Annotated in this window: 25 protein-coding genes and 1 other annotated feature; of the genes, 15 read left to right on the forward strand and 10 right to left on the reverse strand. The window is 36.3% G+C overall.

Going from position 1 to position 21,393, the window contains the following annotated elements; translation table 11 throughout:
• Nucleotides 1–65: 65 nt before the first annotated feature.
• The 3 genes from asnB (at nucleotide 66) to ACFOY7_RS09035 (ending at nucleotide 3,903) form a co-directional block, all read left to right on the forward strand.
• Nucleotides 66–1,913, forward strand: a complete 1,848-nt coding sequence (gene asnB, locus ACFOY7_RS09025; RefSeq protein ID WP_390251539.1) for an asparagine synthase (glutamine-hydrolyzing) — start codon at nucleotides 66–68, stop codon at nucleotides 1,911–1,913.
• 34 nt (nucleotides 1,914–1,947) lie between these two features.
• Entirely contained in the window at nucleotides 1,948–2,388 is a 441-nt protein-coding gene (locus ACFOY7_RS09030) for a hypothetical protein (RefSeq protein ID WP_390251541.1), read from the forward strand.
• Nucleotides 2,389–2,499: 111 nt separating this feature from the next.
• Nucleotides 2,500–3,903 carry an alpha-amylase family glycosyl hydrolase gene (locus ACFOY7_RS09035; protein WP_390251543.1) on the forward strand — a complete coding sequence of 468 codons (1,404 nt, stop codon included), beginning with the start codon at nucleotides 2,500–2,502 and terminating at the stop codon, nucleotides 3,901–3,903.
• Between the two features lie 45 nt (nucleotides 3,904–3,948).
• On the opposite strand, the gene ACFOY7_RS09040 is transcribed toward ACFOY7_RS09035, so the two are convergent.
• The 3 genes from ACFOY7_RS09040 to ACFOY7_RS09050 form a co-directional block, all read right to left on the reverse strand.
• Nucleotides 3,949–5,289 (reverse strand): MATE family efflux transporter, encoded by a 1,341-nt coding sequence (locus ACFOY7_RS09040; protein ID WP_390251545.1) that lies wholly within the window; start codon nucleotides 5,287–5,289, stop codon nucleotides 3,949–3,951.
• Nucleotides 5,290–5,433: 144 nt separating this feature from the next.
• On the reverse strand, nucleotides 5,434–6,291 hold the full coding sequence (locus tag ACFOY7_RS09045; protein WP_390251547.1) for an SDR family oxidoreductase: 858 nt from the start codon (nucleotides 6,289–6,291) through the stop codon (nucleotides 5,434–5,436).
• A 49-nt stretch (nucleotides 6,292–6,340) separates the two neighbouring features.
• On the reverse strand, nucleotides 6,341–7,210 hold the full coding sequence (locus ACFOY7_RS09050) for a DegV family protein (RefSeq protein ID WP_390251549.1): 870 nt from the start codon (nucleotides 7,208–7,210) through the stop codon (nucleotides 6,341–6,343).
• Between the two features lie 220 nt (nucleotides 7,211–7,430).
• Between ACFOY7_RS09050 and ACFOY7_RS09055 the strand changes: the two genes are divergently transcribed.
• Together ACFOY7_RS09055 and ACFOY7_RS09060 are read left to right on the forward strand one after the other, a co-directional pair.
• A complete protein-coding gene (locus ACFOY7_RS09055) occupies nucleotides 7,431–8,279 on the forward strand; it encodes a YitT family protein (protein WP_390251551.1) in 849 nt (282 codons plus the stop codon).
• 49 nt (nucleotides 8,280–8,328) lie between these two features.
• A complete protein-coding gene (locus ACFOY7_RS09060; RefSeq protein ID WP_390251553.1) occupies nucleotides 8,329–9,159 on the forward strand; it encodes a BsuPI-related putative proteinase inhibitor in 831 nt (276 codons plus the stop codon).
• A 39-nt stretch (nucleotides 9,160–9,198) separates the two neighbouring features.
• Here ACFOY7_RS09060 and ACFOY7_RS09065 read toward each other — a convergent pair whose 3' ends face one another.
• Entirely contained in the window at nucleotides 9,199–9,462 is a 264-nt protein-coding gene (locus tag ACFOY7_RS09065; RefSeq protein ID WP_390251555.1) for a NifU N-terminal domain-containing protein, read from the reverse strand.
• A 114-nt stretch (nucleotides 9,463–9,576) separates the two neighbouring features.
• On the opposite strand from ACFOY7_RS09065, the gene ACFOY7_RS09070 reads away from it, so the two are divergent.
• Nucleotides 9,577–9,999, forward strand: coding sequence for a hypothetical protein (locus tag ACFOY7_RS09070; RefSeq protein WP_390251557.1), 423 nt, complete (start codon nucleotides 9,577–9,579; stop codon nucleotides 9,997–9,999).
• A gap of 22 nt (nucleotides 10,000–10,021) precedes the next feature.
• On the opposite strand, the gene ACFOY7_RS09075 is transcribed toward ACFOY7_RS09070, so the two are convergent.
• Nucleotides 10,022–10,213 (reverse strand): DUF3813 family protein, encoded by a 192-nt coding sequence (locus tag ACFOY7_RS09075; protein ID WP_390251559.1) that lies wholly within the window; start codon nucleotides 10,211–10,213, stop codon nucleotides 10,022–10,024.
• A gap of 77 nt (nucleotides 10,214–10,290) precedes the next feature.
• Complete coding sequence (locus ACFOY7_RS09080; RefSeq protein ID WP_390251561.1) at nucleotides 10,291–11,145, reverse strand: Cof-type HAD-IIB family hydrolase; 855 nt, start codon at nucleotides 11,143–11,145, stop codon at nucleotides 10,291–10,293.
• 145 nt (nucleotides 11,146–11,290) lie between these two features.
• On the opposite strand from ACFOY7_RS09080, the gene ACFOY7_RS09085 reads away from it, so the two are divergent.
• The gene (locus tag ACFOY7_RS09085; RefSeq protein ID WP_390251563.1) at nucleotides 11,291–12,055 is read left to right on the forward strand and encodes a prolyl oligopeptidase family serine peptidase; all 765 of its coding nucleotides are present in this window, start codon (nucleotides 11,291–11,293) and stop codon (nucleotides 12,053–12,055) included.
• Between the two features lie 74 nt (nucleotides 12,056–12,129).
• Nucleotides 12,130–12,441, forward strand: coding sequence for a metal-sulfur cluster assembly factor (locus tag ACFOY7_RS09090; RefSeq protein WP_089741331.1), 312 nt, complete (start codon nucleotides 12,130–12,132; stop codon nucleotides 12,439–12,441).
• Between the two features lie 140 nt (nucleotides 12,442–12,581).
• Here the strand turns inward: ACFOY7_RS09090 and ACFOY7_RS09095 are convergent, their stop codons facing one another.
• Complete coding sequence (locus ACFOY7_RS09095; RefSeq protein WP_390251566.1) at nucleotides 12,582–12,755, reverse strand: DUF2929 family protein; 174 nt, start codon at nucleotides 12,753–12,755, stop codon at nucleotides 12,582–12,584.
• Between the two features lie 228 nt (nucleotides 12,756–12,983).
• Between ACFOY7_RS09095 and ACFOY7_RS09100 the strand changes: the two genes are divergently transcribed.
• From ACFOY7_RS09100 to ACFOY7_RS09115, 4 genes are all read left to right on the forward strand, one after another.
• On the forward strand, nucleotides 12,984–13,958 hold the full coding sequence (locus ACFOY7_RS09100; protein ID WP_390251568.1) for a BMP family ABC transporter substrate-binding protein: 975 nt from the start codon (nucleotides 12,984–12,986) through the stop codon (nucleotides 13,956–13,958).
• A gap of 245 nt (nucleotides 13,959–14,203) precedes the next feature.
• Nucleotides 14,204–15,139, forward strand: coding sequence for a beta-ketoacyl-ACP synthase III (locus ACFOY7_RS09105; RefSeq protein WP_390251570.1), 936 nt, complete (start codon nucleotides 14,204–14,206; stop codon nucleotides 15,137–15,139).
• A 24-nt stretch (nucleotides 15,140–15,163) separates the two neighbouring features.
• Nucleotides 15,164–16,405 (forward strand): beta-ketoacyl-ACP synthase II, encoded by a 1,242-nt coding sequence (gene fabF, locus ACFOY7_RS09110; RefSeq protein WP_390251572.1) that lies wholly within the window; start codon nucleotides 15,164–15,166, stop codon nucleotides 16,403–16,405.
• Nucleotides 16,406–16,590: 185 nt separating this feature from the next.
• Entirely contained in the window at nucleotides 16,591–17,184 is a 594-nt protein-coding gene (locus ACFOY7_RS09115) for a lysophospholipid acyltransferase family protein (protein ID WP_390251574.1), read from the forward strand.
• A 36-nt stretch (nucleotides 17,185–17,220) separates the two neighbouring features.
• Here ACFOY7_RS09115 and ACFOY7_RS09120 read toward each other — a convergent pair whose 3' ends face one another.
• Entirely contained in the window at nucleotides 17,221–17,982 is a 762-nt protein-coding gene (locus ACFOY7_RS09120; RefSeq protein ID WP_390251576.1) for a DUF3891 family protein, read from the reverse strand.
• A gap of 97 nt (nucleotides 17,983–18,079) precedes the next feature.
• Between ACFOY7_RS09120 and ACFOY7_RS09125 the strand changes: the two genes are divergently transcribed.
• The 3 genes from ACFOY7_RS09125 to ACFOY7_RS09135 all read left to right on the forward strand — a co-directional run bounded on the left by ACFOY7_RS09125 (nucleotide 18,080) and on the right by ACFOY7_RS09135 (nucleotide 19,392).
• Nucleotides 18,080–18,292, forward strand: coding sequence for a hypothetical protein (locus ACFOY7_RS09125; protein WP_390251578.1), 213 nt, complete (start codon nucleotides 18,080–18,082; stop codon nucleotides 18,290–18,292).
• Between the two features lie 77 nt (nucleotides 18,293–18,369).
• Entirely contained in the window at nucleotides 18,370–19,125 is a 756-nt protein-coding gene (locus tag ACFOY7_RS09130) for a DUF3603 family protein (RefSeq protein WP_390251580.1), read from the forward strand.
• 177 nt (nucleotides 19,126–19,302) lie between these two features.
• Nucleotides 19,303–19,392 carry a putative holin-like toxin gene (locus tag ACFOY7_RS09135; RefSeq protein WP_390252073.1) on the forward strand — a complete coding sequence of 30 codons (90 nt, stop codon included), beginning with the start codon at nucleotides 19,303–19,305 and terminating at the stop codon, nucleotides 19,390–19,392.
• A gap of 168 nt (nucleotides 19,393–19,560) precedes the next feature.
• On the opposite strand, the gene trpS is transcribed toward ACFOY7_RS09135, so the two are convergent.
• Nucleotides 19,561–20,556, reverse strand: coding sequence for a tryptophan--tRNA ligase (gene trpS / locus ACFOY7_RS09140; protein WP_390251582.1), 996 nt, complete (start codon nucleotides 20,554–20,556; stop codon nucleotides 19,561–19,563).
• A gap of 55 nt (nucleotides 20,557–20,611) precedes the next feature.
• Nucleotides 20,612–20,806, reverse strand: a binding site (T-box leader).
• Nucleotides 20,807–20,863: 57 nt separating this feature from the next.
• Nucleotides 20,864–21,220, reverse strand: a complete 357-nt coding sequence (locus ACFOY7_RS09145; RefSeq protein ID WP_390251584.1) for a DUF3899 domain-containing protein — start codon at nucleotides 21,218–21,220, stop codon at nucleotides 20,864–20,866.
• Nucleotides 21,221–21,393 lie beyond the last annotated feature (173 nt).

Raw genomic sequence — 21,393 nt, forward strand, 5'->3', positions numbered from 1 at the left:
TTTTTACTTACCTTTTGCATAGATTAGTAAAAGCAACTAGGCTATGGAAGGTATGGTGAATACTTATGTGTGGGATTACTGGTTGGATAGATTTTACAAGAAGGTTAGATCAAGACCATGAACAATTGAGTGAAATGACAAGTAATTTAGCTCACCGCGGACCAGATGAGTCGGGGTATTGGTATGATCAACATGTTAGTTTTGGCCAACGCCGGCTTGTTGTTGTTGATCCTGCTGGTGGAAAACAGCCGATGATTGCAGAGAAAAATGAAGCGAAATATGTCCTTGTTTATAATGGTGAATTATATAATACAGAAGATATACGTAGAGAATTACTTAGAAAAGGCTGGACATTTGAATCTCATTCCGATACCGAAGTTTTATTAAAAAGTTATATCGAATGGGGTGAAGAACATGTGCATAGGTTAAACGGGATTTTCGCCTATGCTATATGGGATTCTGCAAAGGAGCAATTGTTCCTTTGTCGTGATCGATTAGGTGTGAAACCACTCTTTTATAAAGAACATCAAAATGGATTGCTTTTTGGCTCCGAAATAAAAGCAATTCTTAGCAATTCAGAAGTGAAACCAGAAATTTCTACCGAAGGTTTGTCCGAGCTTTTTGCACTGGGACCATCGCGGACACCAGGCCATGGCGTATTAACGGGAGTACAAGAACTGAGAGCAGGTCATGTTGGTATCTTTAATAAAAATGGGTGGAAAATTTCTCGATATTGGAATGTAAAAAGTGAGAAGCATGAACACAATGTGGAAGAAACGGCGGAGAATGTAAGAAGTTTATTAATAGATGCCGTTGAACGCCAGCTTGTATCAGATGTCCCACTTGGAACATTTTTATCTGGTGGCGTTGATTCAAGTGCCATTACTGCCATTGCTGCTAACTATTTAAAAGAAAGAGATCAAGCACCGCTGAACACCTTTTCCATTGATTATAAAGAAAATGATCAATACTTCAAACAAAGCGATTTTCAGCCAAATCAGGATAAACCTTTTATTGAGAAGATGGTTAAGGCATTTGATACAAACCATACAGGGTTTGAAATGGATAATGAAACATTGGTTCAATTATTAAAAGATGCCGTAACCTATAGGGATTTACCTGGAATGGCGGATGTTGATGCTTCCTTATTATGGTTCTGTAAACAAACGAAACAAAGAGTAACCGTCGCATTGTCAGGGGAATGTGCTGATGAAATTTTTGGCGGTTATCCATGGTTTTATCGAAAGGAAGATTTAGAACGCGAAGGTTTCCCTTGGATCAGGTCTTCAGAAGTTAGACAGCAATTGCTGCGTAAAGATATCCAATCAAAAGTATATCTGAAAGAATATGCGATTCAGCGTTATAAGGAGACAGTGGATGAAACGCCCTTGTTAGATGGTGAGAATAAGGAAGAACAATATCGAAGACAAATGTTCTATCTTAATATGCAATGGTTTATGCCAACATTGCTGGACCGAAAAGACAGAATGAGTATGGGAGCAAGTTTTGAAGCTCGGGTTCCTTTTAGTGACCACAGACTTGTCGAGTATGTGTGGAATATTCCCTGGGAAATGAAGACATATGGAAATCGAGAAAAAGGTATTTTGAGAAAAGCTTTAGAAGGTATTTTACCAAATGAAATTCTCTATCGTAAGAAAAGTCCATATCCGAAAACACATCATCCTGCATATACTAAAGCAGTAGTACAATGGATGGAAGAAATTATTGATGATACTGATTCACGTTTATTTGAATTGTTAGATCGCTCATCAGTCAAAGAATTGGTCAAAAGTAAAGCAACGAATATACAGACACCTTGGTTTGGGCAATTAATGACAGGGCCGCAACTTCTAGCACATTTAGCTCAGATTGATTGCTGGTTGAAAACGTATGATATTCAAATAAAAGTATAGTGATAGTAGGAATGAGAAAGAGAAAGTAGTGAGAATGATGAGGGAAATAATTGTTATTATCATTCTGTTATTCGTTCATCCACTAATTATTCAAGGGGTTGAAGAAGTCTTTCCCTTTGTTGTTCTCGATGGAAAGGTTTATCGAGTGTTAGAAGAGCAAGTAGAGGGAAATGAAATTGGAAGAGAAATTGGTGAAGTCACAACACTGCCAGATGCCGGTGGTCAATACTATGGAAATGCATCTAACAAGTACCCAGTCGGGACGAAATATTATCAAGTGAAGCAAACAGATATATTTGATGCAATATCAGTCTTTGACGGTGAACAATATCTAAAAGCAGTCTTCACAAAAAATGTACCATTTCATTGGAAGAACTTGTTCATTCATTCAATTCCTTATCTCTTTTTGCTCTCATTAGTTGTCATATATGTTGTAAGGGAAGAGTATAAAAAACAAGTGCTTGAAGATTTCTAAAAACTTTCACAAATTAAAAAGTTATAGGATCCCCTTTTAGCTATTGATTGACAATTCTCCCTAGTCTAGGATAATGGGAGATGGACAATGATAGAAAAAAGGGGACATTTTATGAACAAGATTAGATTCGGATGGCTATCGATCATCGCTTGTATCATTTTCATTATACCAATTTCCCAGGTAGATGCAGCTGATCATTTAGATGAAAGAATTTATTACATATTAGTTGATCGTTTTGTAAATGGAAATAATGATAATGATCTTCCAATTAATATTGAAGATCCGGAGGCATATCACGGAGGAGACATAGCAGGTGTTATCGATACGCTTGCTGAAATTAAAGAAAAAGGCTTTACTGCTATTAATTTAAGTCCGATTATGGCTTCAGAGTCTTATCATGGTTTTGATACACTAGATCATCAAGCTATCAATCAACATTTTGGCACTGTAGAGGAATTACGAGAATTAGTTGAGCAAGCACATGAGCATGACTTAAAAATAATCCTCGATTTCGTTATTTCCCAGGTCAGTCCTGCTCATCCGTTTGCTTCACAAGAACAGGCTGAAGGTCTATTTAATCAGCAGGTCTCTAATTTGGAACTAACAAGTGATTCCAATGATTACATTATAGAGGCAGCGCAATTTTGGATTAATGAAGCAGGGGTTGACGGGTTCCACTTATATGTTAATGAAACAACTAATTCACAAGTTGTAGAGCAATTTCAAGATACGATATCTGACAATGCTTTTGTAATTGCAGAAGGAATAGAAAATGTCGGCATTACAATGAACCAAGCTTTTCAACAGGATGCCGTTAACATGTTGAAACAGCCTAGTCAATCGCTGGCACCACTGTTTGAGGAAGGCTCTACCATTGCGGCCAACAAGGTTAATTATATGGATTCTGTCTTAACGAATCGATTTACTTTCGAAACAGCTAGTGAAGGTTACCATCCTGTAACACGGTGGAAGCTTGCCACAACGTTGTTATATACATTACCAGGCTCGTCTTTACTATATCAGGGTGTAGAAGTGCCAATGGATAATGGGGAAGCTGAGCCTGATCATCGTATGGCAGAATTGAATAAAGAGGACGAAGAAATAACGAAACACATTGAGAAGCTGTCCAGGATCCGTGAGGTGTCACCGGCATTAACTTCAGGGGAATTTGAATTAGTTGATCAGGTTGGGGCTATGACTGTCTTTAAACGGGAAACAGCAGATGAAACGATGTATGTTGCGATAAATAATGATACAAAAACACAAGTGGCAATGCTTGAAGGCATTAACTCTGACATGCAACTTACAGGTTTACTAGAGGACGATATTGTAAGGGAGCAAGAAGATGGCACCCATCGAATTGTTTTAGATCGGGAAACAAGCAATATCTTTATAGTAGAAGAGAATACAGGATTTAACTGGTTTTTCATCACAATGATGATCGCTATTTTCGGAGGATTTATTGCCTTCGTTATTGCATTTAACTCAAGAGTAAAGAAGCATCAAACAAAATAATTGTTTGATGCTTTTCTATATGTGTGAAATGTAAAGAAGTTTATTTTAATTAACAAATGCCTTTTTTATCCAAACCTTTGATCGCCATCTTTGCAGCATTAACATTCCTCTCAGCCATTCGTCTGCAATAAAGCCGATCCAAATTCCCAAGAGACCTAATCCCAGGAAAATACCGAAGAACCAGGCAAACGTTACACTGATCCCCCACATTGAGAGAATACCTAAAAGGACAGGGAATTTCACATCACCTGCTGCTCGTAATGAACTGATTACAACTAAATTAAATGCGCGGCCAGGTTCTAATATTACCGTAACCAGCAGAAGCAGACCACCTTGTTCAATAATTGAAGGGTCATCTGTAAAAATCCCTAATAAACTAGCATGAAAAGCATAAAAAATTACGGCAGTTATTGTACTGATAATGATAGAGATTTTTAAACTTTTTATACACCGTTGGTAAGCAGAATCGAGATTCCCTTCACCAATCATGTACCCAATTAAAATTTGTGTTCCTTGCCCGATTGCATTCGAAAAGAGTAAAATAAACATCATTAAATTTTGTACATACACTTTAGTCGTTATGGCAACAGTTCCTAATTGTGCAACAAAGTAAGTGATAATCATTTGACTGGTGTTGTAAGAAAGCTGTTCGCCTGCAGAGGGAATGCCAATTTTTAATAGATCAGTAACATGGGTTCTCTCATAGTGATAAAAGGATTTGAGCGGTAACTTCTTCTCACTGCGATAAATTAATACAATAGTTATTATAATGAATCCAATAAAGCGGCTAATTATCGTAGAGTAAGCCACACCTTCTACACCTAGTGCTGGAAAACCAAATGGTCCGAAAATAAATAGATAGTTTCCAATAACATTAAGGACATTCATTCCAATCGTTACATACATCGTATCCTTTGTATAACCATAACTTCTTAGAATAGCAGAAATAGTCATGATTAATGCCTGGATAAACATAAAACCGCCTACAATATTCATATAAACAGAAGCTTCATCCATTAGTTCTGGTGGCAAATCCATTAATTCTAAAATAAAACTGCTCATTAGAAATAATACAAGACTAATTGCCAGTGAGAATATAAGGTTAAGACTGATCGATGTCATTGAAATTTTAGCTGCATCAATTTCCTGTTTTGCACCAAGGTATTGCGCAACTAGAATCGAAGCACCTGCAGCAACAAAACCAAACATAACAATAACAACAGATAAGATTTGATTCGCCACACCAACTGCAGCTACCGAATGATCTGAATATTGACTAAGCATCAATGTGTCCGCATTCCCCATTAACATATGCAGCAGGATCTCAACGAAAATCGGCCACGTAAGTGCAAAGAGAGTTATCTTCTTTGTGTCTGTACTTTTCATGTTTCTTCCTCATTCCTCATTTGATCATTATGAAGATTATACTTTACACTATTTTGATTGAAAAATAAATAAAAAAACTCAGCATTATGCCGAGTTTTGTTGCAAGATTAATCTATTTATTAAGTATTTTTTTCTACATAATAATTATATTATGCTTCCGCCATTTACATGGATAGTTTGACCGGTAACATAGCTTGCGTCATCACTTGCTAAGTAGACAAATGCCGGAGCTACTTCTGCTGGTTCGCCTGGTCTTGCCATCTCTGCATCAGATCCAAATTTTGATACTGTTTCCGAATCAAAGGAACCAGGGATTAAAGGAGTCCAGATCGGTCCCGGAGCAACACTGTTTACACGAATCCCCTTACTGACTAAAGATTTCGCTAGTGATTTGGTAAAAGTGGTGATAGCTCCTTTTGTACTAGAGTAATCAATTAAATTTTCATTCCCATGGAATGCAGTTATTGAAGAAGTATTAATAATAACACTGCCTTTTTCCATCGAATGTAAGGCTTCCCTTGTTAAATAAAAATAAGAAAAAATATTGGTTCGGAAAGTTTTTTCTATCTGTTCATCAGTAATCTGAAGAAGATCTTTTTGTGGATACTGTACAGCTGCGTTGTTAACAAGGATATCGATTTTTTTGTACAGTATAATGACATTTTCAACGACTTCTTTACAGAAAGTACTGTCAGAAATATCACCTCGGAATAGGCTGCAGCTAACTCCTTCAGATTCCACTAACTTCTTCGTATCTTCCGCATCCTTGTCTTCATCATAATAAACAATTGCTACATTAGCGCCTTCACGGGCAAAATGAATAGCAACTGCCCGCCCAATACCACTATCACCACCAGAAATGACTGCAATTTTATCTGTTAATTTTTGTGCCCCTTTATAATTCGGTTGGATACTGACAGGAAGTGGGTTCATTTCGTATTCGAATCCTGGTTGGCGGTCCTGATGTTGTTTCGGTAATATTGGTTGTTGTTTATTAGCCATTAAATCACTCTCCAACTATTTTTACCTAGTATGGCTAATAGACAATAGATCATGTAATATTGATCGGTGGTTGATTAAGGAAAAACAGTGCTATTGTGCCAGGGCCAGCATGTGCTCCAATCGTAGACCCAACCATATTAATTTTAATCCCCTTCACATTCCACTTTTCCCGAATCATTTCCGCAAGCGTGTTAGCAGTATCAATCGCATCACCATGGCTGATAGCAACTAGTTGATCTTCTAAATCCACACCGCGTTCTTCCATGACTTCAATCATTCGCTTGAACACTTTCTTCGAGCCTCGTACTTTCTCAAGTGGAATCAGTTTTCCGTCTTCCATATGAAGTAAAGGTTTTACTTTAAGTAATGTTCCGACAAATGCTGCAGTTTTACTAACGCGCCCACCACGATATAAATATTCGAGATCGTCTACTGTAAAGATGTGCTCCATGCTTTCGTAGTAGTGTTTACTTACGTTAAGAATTTCATCAAGAGAAGCACCACTATTTGCTGCTTCTGCTGCTCTGATGACAACAAGTCCATAACCTAAAGAGGCACATTTTGTATCAACTACATGCAATTGGAAATCAGGATAGTTCTGTTTGACTTCTTCCTCCATTAACTTTGCAGCCTGGTATGTTCCAGATAATTCAGAAGAAAAAGCAAGGTATATTACTTGATTACCTTCCTTTGCATGCTTTTCAAATGTATCCTGGAAAATATGTGGACTCACCTGCGCAGTCTTCGGTGATTTCCCTTCACGCATCGCATCATATACCTTTTTAGAGGAGATAGTGATGCCATCTTCATAATTTTCCCCGTCTAACTGTACGGTAAGTGGTACCATTTCTATATCATACTGTTTATAATCCTCTTTTGTTAAATCACTAGCAGAATCAGCTATAATTTTTACTGTCATATGAAAGCCTCCTTTATTTGATTGTTCATGTATGTATGTCTAATTTCTGTTTACTATAAGTTTAAGCATATCTTCTCTCTTCGTCAAAGTAAAACACAAAAATCTTTTTTGATTTACTTATAGTGCAATCTTCTTTACTATACATATTGTATGCTAGATTAGAGCGAAATAAGACAGGGTATATAGGAAATGACATACTGTTAAAGTTGGAGGGATATTATTGTTCTTAATGGAAGCGAAACGAATCGCAATTGTCATTGTTGGTGCTGCATTGAATGCAATTGCATTGAATTTTTTCTTTATTAGCGCCAACGTTTATGCAAGTGGTTTTACAGGTATATCACAAATTTTATCAACAATATTTACCGATTTCTTCGGTATAGAGAGTATTAGTACAGGTATTATCTTATTCCTATTAAATATTCCTGTTGCAATCCTGGGCTGGTTAAAAGTCGGTAAAGGATTTACTATTTATAGTTTCCTTTCCGTTATTTTCACCTCATTATTTCTGGAGATTTTACCAGTTATACAATTAGCAAATGATATTATACTAAACGCCGTGTTCGGTGGAGTAATTGCCGGTATAGGTGTAGGTATTACATTAAAATGGGGGGCATCAACTGGTGGTTCCGATATTGTTGCGATGGTCCTTTCCCGAATGAAGGATAAGCCTATCGGTGGCTACTTAATGGCTATCAATGGTCTAATAATCCTGATCGCAGGGATACTGAATGAACCAGAAAATGCGCTGTACACATTAGTTGGTCTTTATGTAACAACTCGTGTGATAGATGGAATTCATACACGTCACGAAAAAGTAACTGCAATGATTGTGACAAAAAAAGCAGAAGAGCTTCAGAAAGCAATTCATGATACAATGGTAAGAGGTATTACTATCCTGCCTGTTACCGGAGCGTATACAAAAGAGAATAAACACATGCTATACTTAGTAATAACCAGGTATGAGTTATATGATCTAGAGAAAATTATTAACGAAGTGGACGAGAATGCGTTTACGAATGTTGTTCAAACAGCAGGCGTTTATGGTTTTTTCAGACGAAATGATTGAAACTTTTTTTCTCATCAAACGACTACTATTGCAAAAGGGGAGATATTAAATGAAAAAACTATCAATGTTACTTGTACTATTAATGTTTAGTTTCACTGTGGCATGTGGTGAGACAAACAGCGAAACGGAAACGGAAGGCGACCAGTCAAATACACAAGAAAAAGAAGAAAGTGAGTCAGCAGAAACTGAGTCTGTGATGGATCATGTAGAAGTGGTAACAGAAGCAGTGCAGCAAGATGACGGTATTCACTTCCGCTTTGAATTAATCAATCAGCATAGTGAAGATGTATTGGTTACCTTCCCATCAGGGAAACAATACGATATTATCGTAAAAAAAGGTGATGAACTAGTATATCAATATTCTGATGACAAAGTCTTTACAGAAGCATTAGTCGAAGAAACCATTGAGAGCGGGGAGTCAAAAGTTTGGGAGGAAGTATGGCAGCCTGGGCAAGAAGTTGAACCTGGTGAATATAGTGTAGAAATGCAATTATTACCAAGTAAGTTAGGGCAAGAAGATGTGGAAGAGGGTTTATTTACGAATAATTTCACTGTCCAAATTGCTGATAGGGCAGAAGAAACAAGTGCAGATGGTGATGAATTGATTCGAAATGTTGAAGTTACTGGAGAAAATGGCAGCTACCAAGTAACCGGGGAAGTTCACCCATCGATAGGAAATCTTTATTATGAAGTAGAAGATGGTCACAATTATTTAGTGGAGAAAACAGAGATTCCTGTTGAGGGAGAAGACTGGTATACCTTTTCCATTGATGTATCCATTGCTGAAAAGGATCTTCCATTTAACGGAGTAATTATGATGATGATCTTTAATGAAGATCGTTCCTATACTGTTCCAGTCCAATTGGAACAAATTCAATAAAGAAAAAGAGAAGGTTGTGGTAACCTTCTCTTTTTCGATCTAATATCCGAAGTTTGTAATAACTTCTTCCACTTGGTTTATAAGTGTATCCCACTCTGCATCCATTTTTTTATTTACTGTAATGAAATGTTGGAATCCAAACACATTATCAACCCCGTCTAATTTCATTAATTCATTTAGAACTTCGTGTTCACTTGTTTGTCCAGACATAACAGAAACACTGCTATTTCCCTGAAATATCATTTTGTCACTAGTAAATTTCATTGCATTCGGGTTAGGCGTCGCTTCTACATGAATAGCCATAACTTATTTCCTCCTATTTCACCGTACTTTCTTACTATCATATCAGAAACTAATAGAATTAAAAAGCTTTTATTCCTGTAGAATCAATTGACAGGAAGGATAGGAGAAATGAAAATGATCCGGTTTTCCATCATATTAGGAACAATTTCAGGAGTAGTATTAGGATGTTTTTTGTGGTTCATTGAGAAATTGTCAAACATTAAACTGTACACATTATTAATGAATGTTGATTTTATTCCCGGGGTTGAAGGTGATTTATCACCAGTATTGGAATGGTTTTTTCATATAGTTATTGCATGGCTAATCGCCTTGCTTTATTTATCACTGCAAAGAATATTATCAAAAAGGTATCATAAACCGGCAGCATTATTGTTAAGTATAACGGCAGCAATAAGCTATTTTCCTTTAACGCTTATAGCGAAGAAGGAAACACCATCTGCAGATGATGTAATAGCAATTACTCTATGGTTCATTGGACATGTAATCTATGGTATGGTGTTATATATATTGGCTAAAAGGAATTTACACCACCAGTAATTGGTGGTGGTGTAATCATCATTTATTTTAATTCGTCTTGCTGCTGTAACTGCTGCTCTAATTGTTTCAATTCTCGTTGTTCTTCTGCAGTTGCATTAGTGTAAGCAGATTCAATGGCACTTTGAGCAGCTTGTCTGTCCTGATCACTAAAATTATTTCTGTTCATTAGATTGTTTACAGCATTTCTTGCTTGCTCGAACATATTGTTACGCATTGGTGGCCCTCCTTATAAAAATAAGCTTAACCATCAATTTTGATGATCAAGCTTATTATGAAGAAATGGGGAGAGACTTATTCATTTAAATCTTTTCCAATTGGGGTGTGCTGCCGCAAATTCAAATAGTCTGCCAAAAATATCCCGATTCCATCTTCTTCATTTGTATTTGTTCCATAATTGGCAATCTCCTTCAATTCGTTGATTGCATTTCCCATCGCCACACCTACACCAGCAAAATCGATCATTTCCAGGTCATTATCTTCATCACCGAACGCTATAATATTATGTTGTGGAATATCGAAATAATGTGCAATTTTGTTTAAACCGACAGATTTATTTATCCCTTTCCTTACAATTTCTATAACATTCCAAGGGACGCCCCATTTTCTATGTTCAATAACTGATGCATGTTCATCATCTAAGTATTTTCTTAATTGTTCCATATTGTCAGCTTTTGGGTGAATTAGAATAGATGTAGGATCATCTTTTAAATGATTTTTTAGACTGCCGATTGTTATCAAATCAGCATGGTCAGGCTCTGTAAAAATATCTAATATTTCCTGGTCAAATCGATCTAAATAGATATTATCTTCAATTTCAGCAAAAATATTTTCAACCTCGAAATCGTAGCATGTTTGAATAATCTTTTTTGCTGTTCGGTTCGGTAATGGTGAATGGATACTGTCCCATTTTTTATCTGTTGGATGGTGGATCAGTGCCCCATTAAAATTCACCATTGGTGTATGTAAACCGAGTTCATGATAATACACAATGCTAGACCTGTGCGGCCTGCCTGTTGCTATTATAACAATATGCCCTTCTTTCATTGCATCCTGCACTATTCGTTTCGTATAGGGACTAATTACCTTCTGGTCAGTCAATAGAGTCCCATCTAGATCTAGTGCAATTAGATGTTTTCCTTTCCCCATATTATCACCTCACTATGTAGTATAGTCTATAGTTCTTATCAGCAGATGTAAAGTTCTTGTATAATTAGTTTCTATATTTTGCAAGTTGGATTAGAAAGCTATATCATTATTACTGTGGGAATTTCCAAAGGAGAGGATAAGTTATATGATTATTGTAAACAAGGAATATTGGAATGACATACCTCTTTTACACGTGGTGGACCATGATAAGATAGATACACCCCTTCCAACACTTACATATATCCATGGCTATACTAGTGCAAAAGAACATAATTTACCAATCGCTTATTTGCTTGCGGAAAAAGGATATCGAGTAATTTTACCTGATTGCCTGTTACATGGTGAAAGAGAAGAAGAAATATCACATATGGAACGTGAGCTGCGTTTTTTTGACATTGTTAGACAGAATTTAGATGATATTGAATCAATATATGAAGAACTCGTTACAAAACATTTAGTTGAAGTTGACCGATTCGGACTTGCTGGAACGAGTATGGGCGGAATTACCACAGCTGCAGCCTTAACACAATTTTCCTGGATCAATACGGCAGGTATCTTAATGGGATCGCCAAAATTAACTGCATACGCCAATCAGCTAATTGAATATACAAAATTAAAAGTAAATGACTTTCCAATTCCTGATGATCAAATTGCTTTGATTTTAGAGGATTTAAAAGAAATTGACTTATCATTACAGATCGATAAACTCTTTGGCCGTCCACTGTTTTTCTGGCATGGAGAAGATGATCAAGTTGTTCCCTTTAATCATGCCTATGAATTTTATGAAGAAGCAATTGAACATTATAAAAACCCAGAAAATATTCGCTTTTTAAAGGAAATGAATCGTGGTCATAAAGTAAGTCGTTTTGCGATTGTGGAGTTTATCAATTGGTTAGAGTATAGGTTGTGATAAATATCATTTTAAAATTAGAGGAATTTTGTTTATAATAAGGATAAGCTTTAAAGATACAAGGAGGGATACAGATGGATCAAGCACTTGAAGAGAATTTAATGGGAGCTTTGGAAAACGTTATTGACCCGGAGCTTGGTATAGATATAGTAAATCTTGGGCTTGTATATGGTGTAGATCTTGATGATGAAGGGATCGCAACAGTTACAATGACCTTAACTGCAATGGGTTGTCCGTTAGCCGGTCATATTGAACAAGATGTCAAACGTGTTATGGAAGATATCCCAGAAGTAAAAGATACTAACGTAAATATTGTATGGAGTCCACCATGGTCAAAAGACCGCATGTCTCGCTATGCGAAAATTGCACTGGGTATTCCAGATTGATGAGAAACGGACAGAGGTGTCCGTTTTTTCATTGGATTAATTGTCATGCATCTTCTATCGATTAATTTCTATTCCTTAATAAGTTCATATCAAGAAGGAACCCCTGCCATTCAAAATGACAGGGGTTCCATTTAATACCATTAATTTTCTTCTTTTAAAACACCATCACCTAATATGAATACAATAATACTAAAGATTGCAGCAATCGCTAGTGCTCCTGGGACATTTAGCTCCTCTCCAGCCATACGAGCTAATACAAAGCCTATAACTAAACTGATAATAAGCGCCCAAAAAATAGTCATTACATATTTCATTGTTTTCACCTCTTTAGCTACATTTATGTAAAAATTTTAATTAACATATACAATTATCATTTCTAGTTTATCAAAAAACTAGCGGAAAATAAATAAAAAAATGAGCGTAATAATTTTCAAACTTGTAATAATATTGTAATCTTTTCTTTATTTACGTGCAACGTTGAAAGCGATAAAATAGTACTATAGACTAAATTTTAGTCCAGGACTTTCCAAGGAGTGCATAGATTGAAAAAACGATTTGGAATACTTATACTCATTATTTTTACAACATTGCAATTAACTGGTTGTGTGCAATCAGAGGATAATAAAACTATTACAAGAGTTGGTATGTTAATTGAACACTCGATTAATGATCAAACTTGGGGCAATAAAGGATATCGCGGGTTATTGCAAATAAAGGAAGAATTGGATATGGAAGTTTTCTTTCAGGAAGGTGTTCATACACAGCAACAAGTGAATCGTTCCGTTGAAAAGTTCGCTAATCAAGGTGTACAACTAATTATTGGCCATAGCAGTACGTATGGTGAAATGTTTCACAATATCCAGGCAACATATCCTGACATTCATTTTCTTTATGTAAATGGTGCATATTCCGACGACAACTTAACTAGCTTAAACTTCAACTCCTTAGCGATGGGGTATTTTGCAGGAATGCTCGCCGCTGAAATGACGGAGACAAATCGTGTTGGAATCATTGCAGCATATGAGTGGCAACCCGAAGTAGAAGGGTTTTATGAAGGAGTTAAATATCAAAATGAAGAAGTAAGTGTTGATATTCAATATGTATATAGCTGGGACGAATCTGAACTAGCATTGGAATATTATCATAATATGGTCGATAACCAGATCGATGTTATTTATCCTGCTGGTGATGCTTACAGTGTTTCGGTTCTGGAGGAAGCGAGGGATGACAAGATCAATTCAATCGGTTTTGTTAATGATCAACAGGCAATCGGTGGTCAAACTGTCTTAACCAGCACTATTCAACATATTGATAAACTCTATGTATATGCAGTCGAACAATTAATCAAAGGTGAATTAGAGGGTGGCATTTATAACTATGGCTTTGCAGAAGAAGTAATATCAATGGGGCCATACAGTGAGAAAGTACCAGAATCGTTTCAAGAAGAATTACAAGAAAAAATTGATGTATATATTGAAACAGGATTATTACCATACCAGCTGAATGAAGCAAGTTAACCATAGTCTGCAATGGACTATGGTTTTATTTATTTTGTTTGGAATAATATCCTTATTAATGATGACCATATAGATAACCTTACTTTTTAAAATAGACTAAGATTAAAGAGAAACATTGTTATGATCTAAATCCCAAGCATTTGGTTGTTACAGTAAATAAAAGACTTGAAAAATTATAAAATTTACATTAAAATTAGTACCAAGTCTTAATAATTGATATTAATTCCTTTGAGAGGAAGGTTAAAATGAAAGCAGGTATTTTAGGTACAGGACATTACGCTCCGGAGAAAGTGTTAACAAATTTTGATTTAGAAAAAATTGTAGATACTAGTGACGAATGGATCCGTACAAGAACAGGAATTGAAGAAAGGCGAATCGCTTCTGATGAGGAAGATACGTCAGATTTAGCATACAAAGCTGCAATAAATGCACTAGATGAGGCTGGTATAAAAGCGGAAGAACTCGACTTGATACTGGTTGCAACAGTTACACCTGACCAAGCTTTTCCTACAGTATCTTGTAAGCTTCAAGATCGGTTAGGTGCAGATAAGGCAGCTGCCATGGATATAAGTGCTGCGTGTGCAGGCTTTATGTATGGGGTCATTACTGCAAAACAATTTATTGAAACAGGTGCATATAAGCATGTCTTAATCATAGGGGCAGATAAATTATCTAAAATTACAGACTGGACGGACCGTAATACATGTGTATTATTTGGTGATGGTGCTGGAGCTGCAGTTATGGGGCCGGTCAGTGAAGAAAAGGGTATATTATCATTTGAATTAGGTTCAGATGGATCAGGTGGAAAGCATTTGGCCCAAGAAAATGACCATATTGTTATGAATGGACGAGAAGTATTTAAGTTTGCTGTTCGTCAAATGCCTGAATCATCAGTGAATGTTGTAGAAAAGGCAGGATATGCGAAAGAGGATGTCGATTATTTAATTCCACACCAAGCAAATATTCGCATTATGGAAGCTGCCAGACAACGATTAGGGATAGAACCAGAGAAATTAGCAGTAAACGTCAACAAATATGGAAACACATCTGCTGCTTCCATACCTCTTGCTTTGTCTGAAGGGGTGAAAAACGGTAATATAAAGGAAAATGATTTAGTCGTATTAGTAGGTTTTGGCGGTGGTCTCACATGGGGTGCGGTCGCCATTAAATGGGGTAAATAAATTTAGCAAAAAGGAGGAAGTTGTATGGGTAAGAATCGAGTAGTTATAACAGGACTTGGAGCTATTACACCACTTGGAAATGAAATAGACATATTTTGGAACAATTTAAAATCAGGACAATCAGGAATTGATTATGTTACAAAAGTAAATAAAGATGAGTTCCCAGCTAAAGTAGCAGGTGAAGTGAAAGACTTTGATCCAACAGCATATATGGAGAAAAAGGAATCCAAAAGAATGGATCTCTTTACCCAATATGCGGTAGCCGCTGCCAAAATGGCAGTAGAGGATGCCAAATTAGAAATTACGGATGAAATTGCACCTAAAGTAGGAGTTTGGATAGGTTCTGGAATTGGCGGGATGGCAACATATGATGAGCAATTTAGAAGATTTATGGATAAAGGCTACAAACGAGTTAGTCCGTTTTTCGTTCCCATGTTAATCCCGGATATGGCTGCAGGTCAAGTATCGATTCAGTTAGGTGCCAAAGGAATTAATAACTGCTCTGTAACTGCTTGTGCATCTGGAGCAAACTCTATAGGTGATGCATATAAAGTAATTGAGCGCGGAGACGCTGAATTTATGATTACAGGCGGGGCTGAAGCACCTTTAACACCAATGTCATTTGCTGGATTCTCTACAGCAAAAGCGTTATCGTTTAATGAGGATCCTAAAACAGCCAGCCGTCCATTTGATAAAAACCGTGATGGATTTGTTATGGGAGAAGGTGCAGGTATCTTAATATTGGAATCATTGGAATCTGCGCAAAAACGTGGGGCAAAGATTTATGCTGAAATCGTTGGTTATGGTGCTTCAGGAGATGCTTATCATATTACATCACCAGCACCAGAAGGCGAAGGGGCAGCCCGCGCTATGAAGCAAGCGATTGAAGATGCGGAAATTTCCCTGGAGGATATAGATTATATTAATGCACATGGTACAAGTACCGAGTATAATGACTCTTTTGAAACACAAGCGATTAAATCTGTATTTGGTGACCATGCATACAAATTGGATGTTTCCTCAACGAAGTCAATGACAGGACATCTTCTCGGAGCGGCCGGTGCAGTCGAAGCAATTGCATGTGTAAAAGCAATTGAAGACAGTATAGCGCCACCAACCATTAACTACGAAACACCAGACCCGGCATGTGATTTAAATTATGTACCAAATGAAGCAAAGCAAAAAGATATTAAAGTATCACTCAGCAACTCATTAGGCTTCGGTGGACATAATGTAACACTAATCTTCAAAAAATATCAAGGATAATTAGAAGTAATCGAACAAGTGCAGCAGCATTTCTGCACTTGTTCTTTTTAGATTGAAAAAATAATGATGATGATGGGAATTTTGCTTTTTGGGGAGAATGTGTTCTCCATTGAAGCAACTATTTGATAGATGATGGTATTAAAGAGCTGTGTATGATGAATAAAGGAACAGAAGGAGTGCCCAATATGTATAAATTTGCAGCAAATTTATTAAAAGTAGTACTAAGTTTGTTTGGGAGAATTGAAGTGTATCAAAAAGAAAATTTACCTAAAACAGGTGGGTATGTCATTGCTTGTACACACACAGGGTGGGTTGATATATTATGGTTAGGAATTGCAACATTGCCTAAAGAAATCAACTATATGGCTAAAAAGGAGTTATTTCAATCGAAAATGATGAAATGGCTGATGTATCATCTGCATGCATTTCCGGTTGATCGAGAGAACCCCGGGCCTAGTTCAATAAAGGTCCCCCGCCGGTTACTGGCTGAAGGAAAGGTTGTAGGAATTTTCCCAAGTGGAACAAGAAAGAGTGAAGATGTACCATTGAAAAGAGGAGCAGTTACAATTGCCGCTAACTCGAAGGTACCAATCATTCCAGCAGCATATATTGGTCCAAATAATTTTAAAGACTTATTTAAGCGGAGGAAGCCAAAGTTAATTTATGGAAAGCCAATTTACCTTCCAGAAAACGAATCAAAAAAAGTTGGCATGGAAATAATGATGAATCATGTGAATGAAGAATTCATAAAATTACAAGAACAATTGAGAACACCATAACCTGATAAAAATCACCTCACCCTTGAGGTGATTTTCTTAGTTAATAGGCAGAATCTCTATTGCAATTTCTTCAGCGGGGGTGGATTCATAAGCGGGGATTAATCCATCCTTTTCAATCGTTTCTTTCTTTACTGCTTTTTGCCAATAGGAGATGTCTAATGGTCTGGCGAATGGAAAGTTCTTAAGCATTATGGTGTTATCACCTTTCCATTGTATATCTAAAAAGGCATCTTTAAAGCCAACAAGGGAAGAGCCTAAAGGAATCCCTTTTTTAAAGAAGGGATGGTTCTTGCTGCCAGGTTCATTTAAACATAAAAACAAGGATAAATTGTCTCCGAATTGAAGGAAGTGATAATGGAAATTGAATAATTGCTGGTCAAATTCGTTCATACTGTTAATGATTCGATTCTGACGGGACAATTCTTTTGCGACAAATTTTTGTGCATCTTTGGACATGTCATTTAGCAGAAACCTCTTATAGTGTTCACTGCATAAAAGCGCAGCATAAAGATCCATCTTTTCCACTGCCTCAATTCCCTGTTGATATAGAGTGATCTTTCGATTGATAGGGAAATTGGCAAATGTGCAGGGTGCTTTTTCCCTATCGTTCCAAAGAGGTCGCTTATCGAATTCAGACCAGCCATAATCATGGAAATAGACAGCTAATTCAACCGAATTCCTGAATGAATCTCCTATAAACAGACACTCTTTCCACTGAGACATAATATCGCCCGATATTTGGGCATGACAATGCTGCTCAATCATAACATATTCGTTAGCACGTTCCCTTACAATCATTTAGTACGTCACTCCCCTTTTTTCTTAACATCTATTCTATCAATATATCCTATCACATATACTTAATAAAAAGATTAGGACAAGCAGGTGAATAGGTATGATATATGTATTACTTTTCCTACTCGGATTTGGCTTCGCAATATCTGGAGGAATGTCAATAATTTTATACTTGAATTTTATCCCAGCTGGTCTTACTTTCTTCGGTTATATATCTATCATTCAAACCAAAATGGAGTGCTATCTTTTCATTGTAGGTCTAATTATGATGGGAATTGCATTGAATAAATTAACAGTAATGTCTGTAAAATAATAACAACAAAAGAATAAATTTTCCTCATTTGGTCATACTGTTGGATAAGAAATTAGCGTAAAGTGAGGGTTTATCATATGTTATATTTACATGATGTATGGGTGAATTGGTTTGAAGGAGAGGAGAACGGATATAATATTTGTTCTTTCCATGAATGGCGGACTTCTGACGGAATTGAAATATTAGATCAAGTTCCCGTACTCTATATTGATGAAAAAACCTTTCATACGATTGAGAATGACTTACATGATATACCAAAGGAAATGTTAGAACAGATTTATAAACGTGCATATATCCGGAAAAACCAGGAAAGAAAAGTCTTAGAGTATGCATGTATTGTTACAGACGGGCGGTCCATTTTAGCATTCGATACAATGGGCTACCAAATACCTATAAAGAAAAGTCGTTTAATTCCTAGACAAGAAAGATTAGTATTAGAGTTAATTGAAGGAAGAGAGGCTAAGTTTTATCAAAGTAACAATGTAGTTGAGAAAGAGTTCCATATTTTATCATTATCTCCTGAATCTATGACAGGATTGACTAGAAGAGAGCGACAGTTAAAGCAATTACTTATGATGGCCCTAGACCAGCTGCAAGTCTCGGAATGTCTGGAAGAAATAAGATATTGGCTAACAGAATGGCAGCCTGAGGATTATGCGTCCATTAAAAAAATGAATTTCAAAGAGGCATGGAACCATTTATATGAGGATTTAGTGGCAGGCTGGTCACCTAAACATGAAAATTTCTGCCATCAGATTATGAAAGGGCAAGCTTTCTATGAGAATATTCTAGAAGAAGAGCAGAATCCCAAAACAACAAAATCTCTAAAATAGACAGACAAAAAACACGGGAGAGGTTTTCACCATTTAATTAAAATGCTCTTTTTTGCTGTTTTGATATAATTAGAACAAATATTCGTTCCTTGATATTGTGATATACTAAATAGGGATAATGTTCTTTTAGGCTGAGGTCGGCTAAACCCCAATATGGAAGGGGGGATGCCTGTGAGTATGTATGAGAGTTTTATGGTTCTATTTGGTTTTGGAACCTTTCTCATTGCTTTACTCGCATTGATTGTTTCCATGATCAATCGAAAATAGACCTCACCTGTTAACCAGTGAAAATGATTAGGTGAGGTCTATCATGTATTGATGGCCGATCCTCCTGGGGAACCGCTTATCCATAAACCCACAGTTGCAGCTGTGGGTTTATTCAATATTATTTGTTAACTTAATTATACTATATATTCGCAATACTCTCAAGGTGACTTATTTCTTTTTCTTTACTCGTCCAAGTCCCATTGCTTTTTTTGCTTTTGCAATCATTTTATTTGCAGCAAAGTTGGCTTTTTCAGCACCTTGGTCTAGTAATAAGTCGAGTTCTTCCGATTCCATTAACTGCTGGTATTTTTGTTGAATTGGTCGTAATGTTGCAATAACAGCATTAGCAGTATCTTGCTTGAATTCGCCATAACCTTTTCCTTCATATTTTGCTTCGAGTTGTTCTATGCTTTCCCCAGTACAGCTTGCATAGATTGTCAGCAAATTACTAATTCCTGGTTTGTTTTCTTTATCATATTTCACAATGCCATCAGAGTCGGTTACAGCACTTTTTATTTTCTTCTCTATTTGTTTTTCTGTATCCAGCATCAATATGGATGCTTTTTGGTTTTCATCAGATTTACTCATTTTCTTTGTTGGTTCTTGTAATGACATAATGCGAGCACCAATTTTAGGAATGCTGATTTCAGGGATTGTAAAAATTTCATTATAACGATTATTGAATCGTTGCGCTAAGTCACGAGTTAACTCAAGGTGTTGTTTTTGATCTTCACCAACTGGGACAATATCTGTTTGGTACAATAAGATATCTGCAGCCATAAGTGGGGGGTATGTAAGCAGACCTGCTGATACAGCTTCTTTCCCGCTTGACTTATCTTTGAATTGTGTCATTCTTTCTAATTCACCTATGTAGCTGACTGTTTGTAACATCCATCCAAGTTGAGTGTGTGCTGGTACTTCTGATTGAATAAATAATACGGATTTATCTGGGTCAATTCCTGACGCAATGTATAAAGCTGCTAGTGATTTAATATTTTTTCGTAATTCTAATCGATCCTGGGGCACAGTAATAGCATGCTCATCGACTACACAGAAATAGCATTCATTTTCCTCTTGTAATGTAACAAAATGTTTCATCGCCCCTAAATAGTTACCTAATGTTAGTGTTCCACTCGGCTGAATTCCTGAGAAAATTTTCTTCATGTTTTTCACCTCGGTAATTTTTTTTGCATACAAAAAGGTTCATTCTCCCTATTGCAGAAGGGACGAATGAACCGCGGTGCCACCCTTGTTATCACAATAAAATGTGATCACTTTATGACTAGTTAATGCCTAGTTAAACATTGAAAAATCTGCGAGAAAAGCCCACTTTCTTCTTTATCATAGTACCTATTTCCAGCGACCATAGGCTCTCTTTAACTAGAGGATAAGAAGTACTCAACTTTTCGATTTCAAAGTATATATGATTTTGATTGAATTATATAGAATAAAGCAAATTTTTTCAAGTTAATTAATAATAAATCGCTAGTAAAATTGCCATGACTACCAACATCAATCCGCCTTGTATGAGACAAAATCGAATCCAGCCAGGGGTTACTTTCTCTGATAGTAGACGTGGGTCTTGCCAAGTACCTTCCCATTGCCTCTTTTTATCAATACGTGTAAATACTTTCTTGAAACTCTCTACTGTAATATCGAAGAATCCCCTAGAGACTACCAGGAGCAACAACCCTGCTGTTAAATAGAATCCAGAGATATAAAACGCATAGTTTATGCTGTCAATAATTGGGGTATCTCTTTTAAGTAAAAAAACCAAAAGTACACATAGTAAACAATGAAATATAAAAATAAGAAGTTGTTTTTTCATATAGTAAACTCCTTTCCATACCATTATCCAATAATACTGCCTAAATAACAATTGATAGAATATTTCAAAGAATCGCAATAGTCCGATTATTCAAATTAATTCAATAGGATTAGTCCATATATACTAGTTTATATAAGTTAAAAGAACGAATTTTAACGAAATTTGTAAAAAAG

The organism is Gracilibacillus xinjiangensis (genome assembly GCF_042651765.1).
GTDB classification, from domain to species: Bacteria; Bacillota; Bacilli; order Bacillales; family Amphibacillaceae; genus Gracilibacillus; species Gracilibacillus xinjiangensis.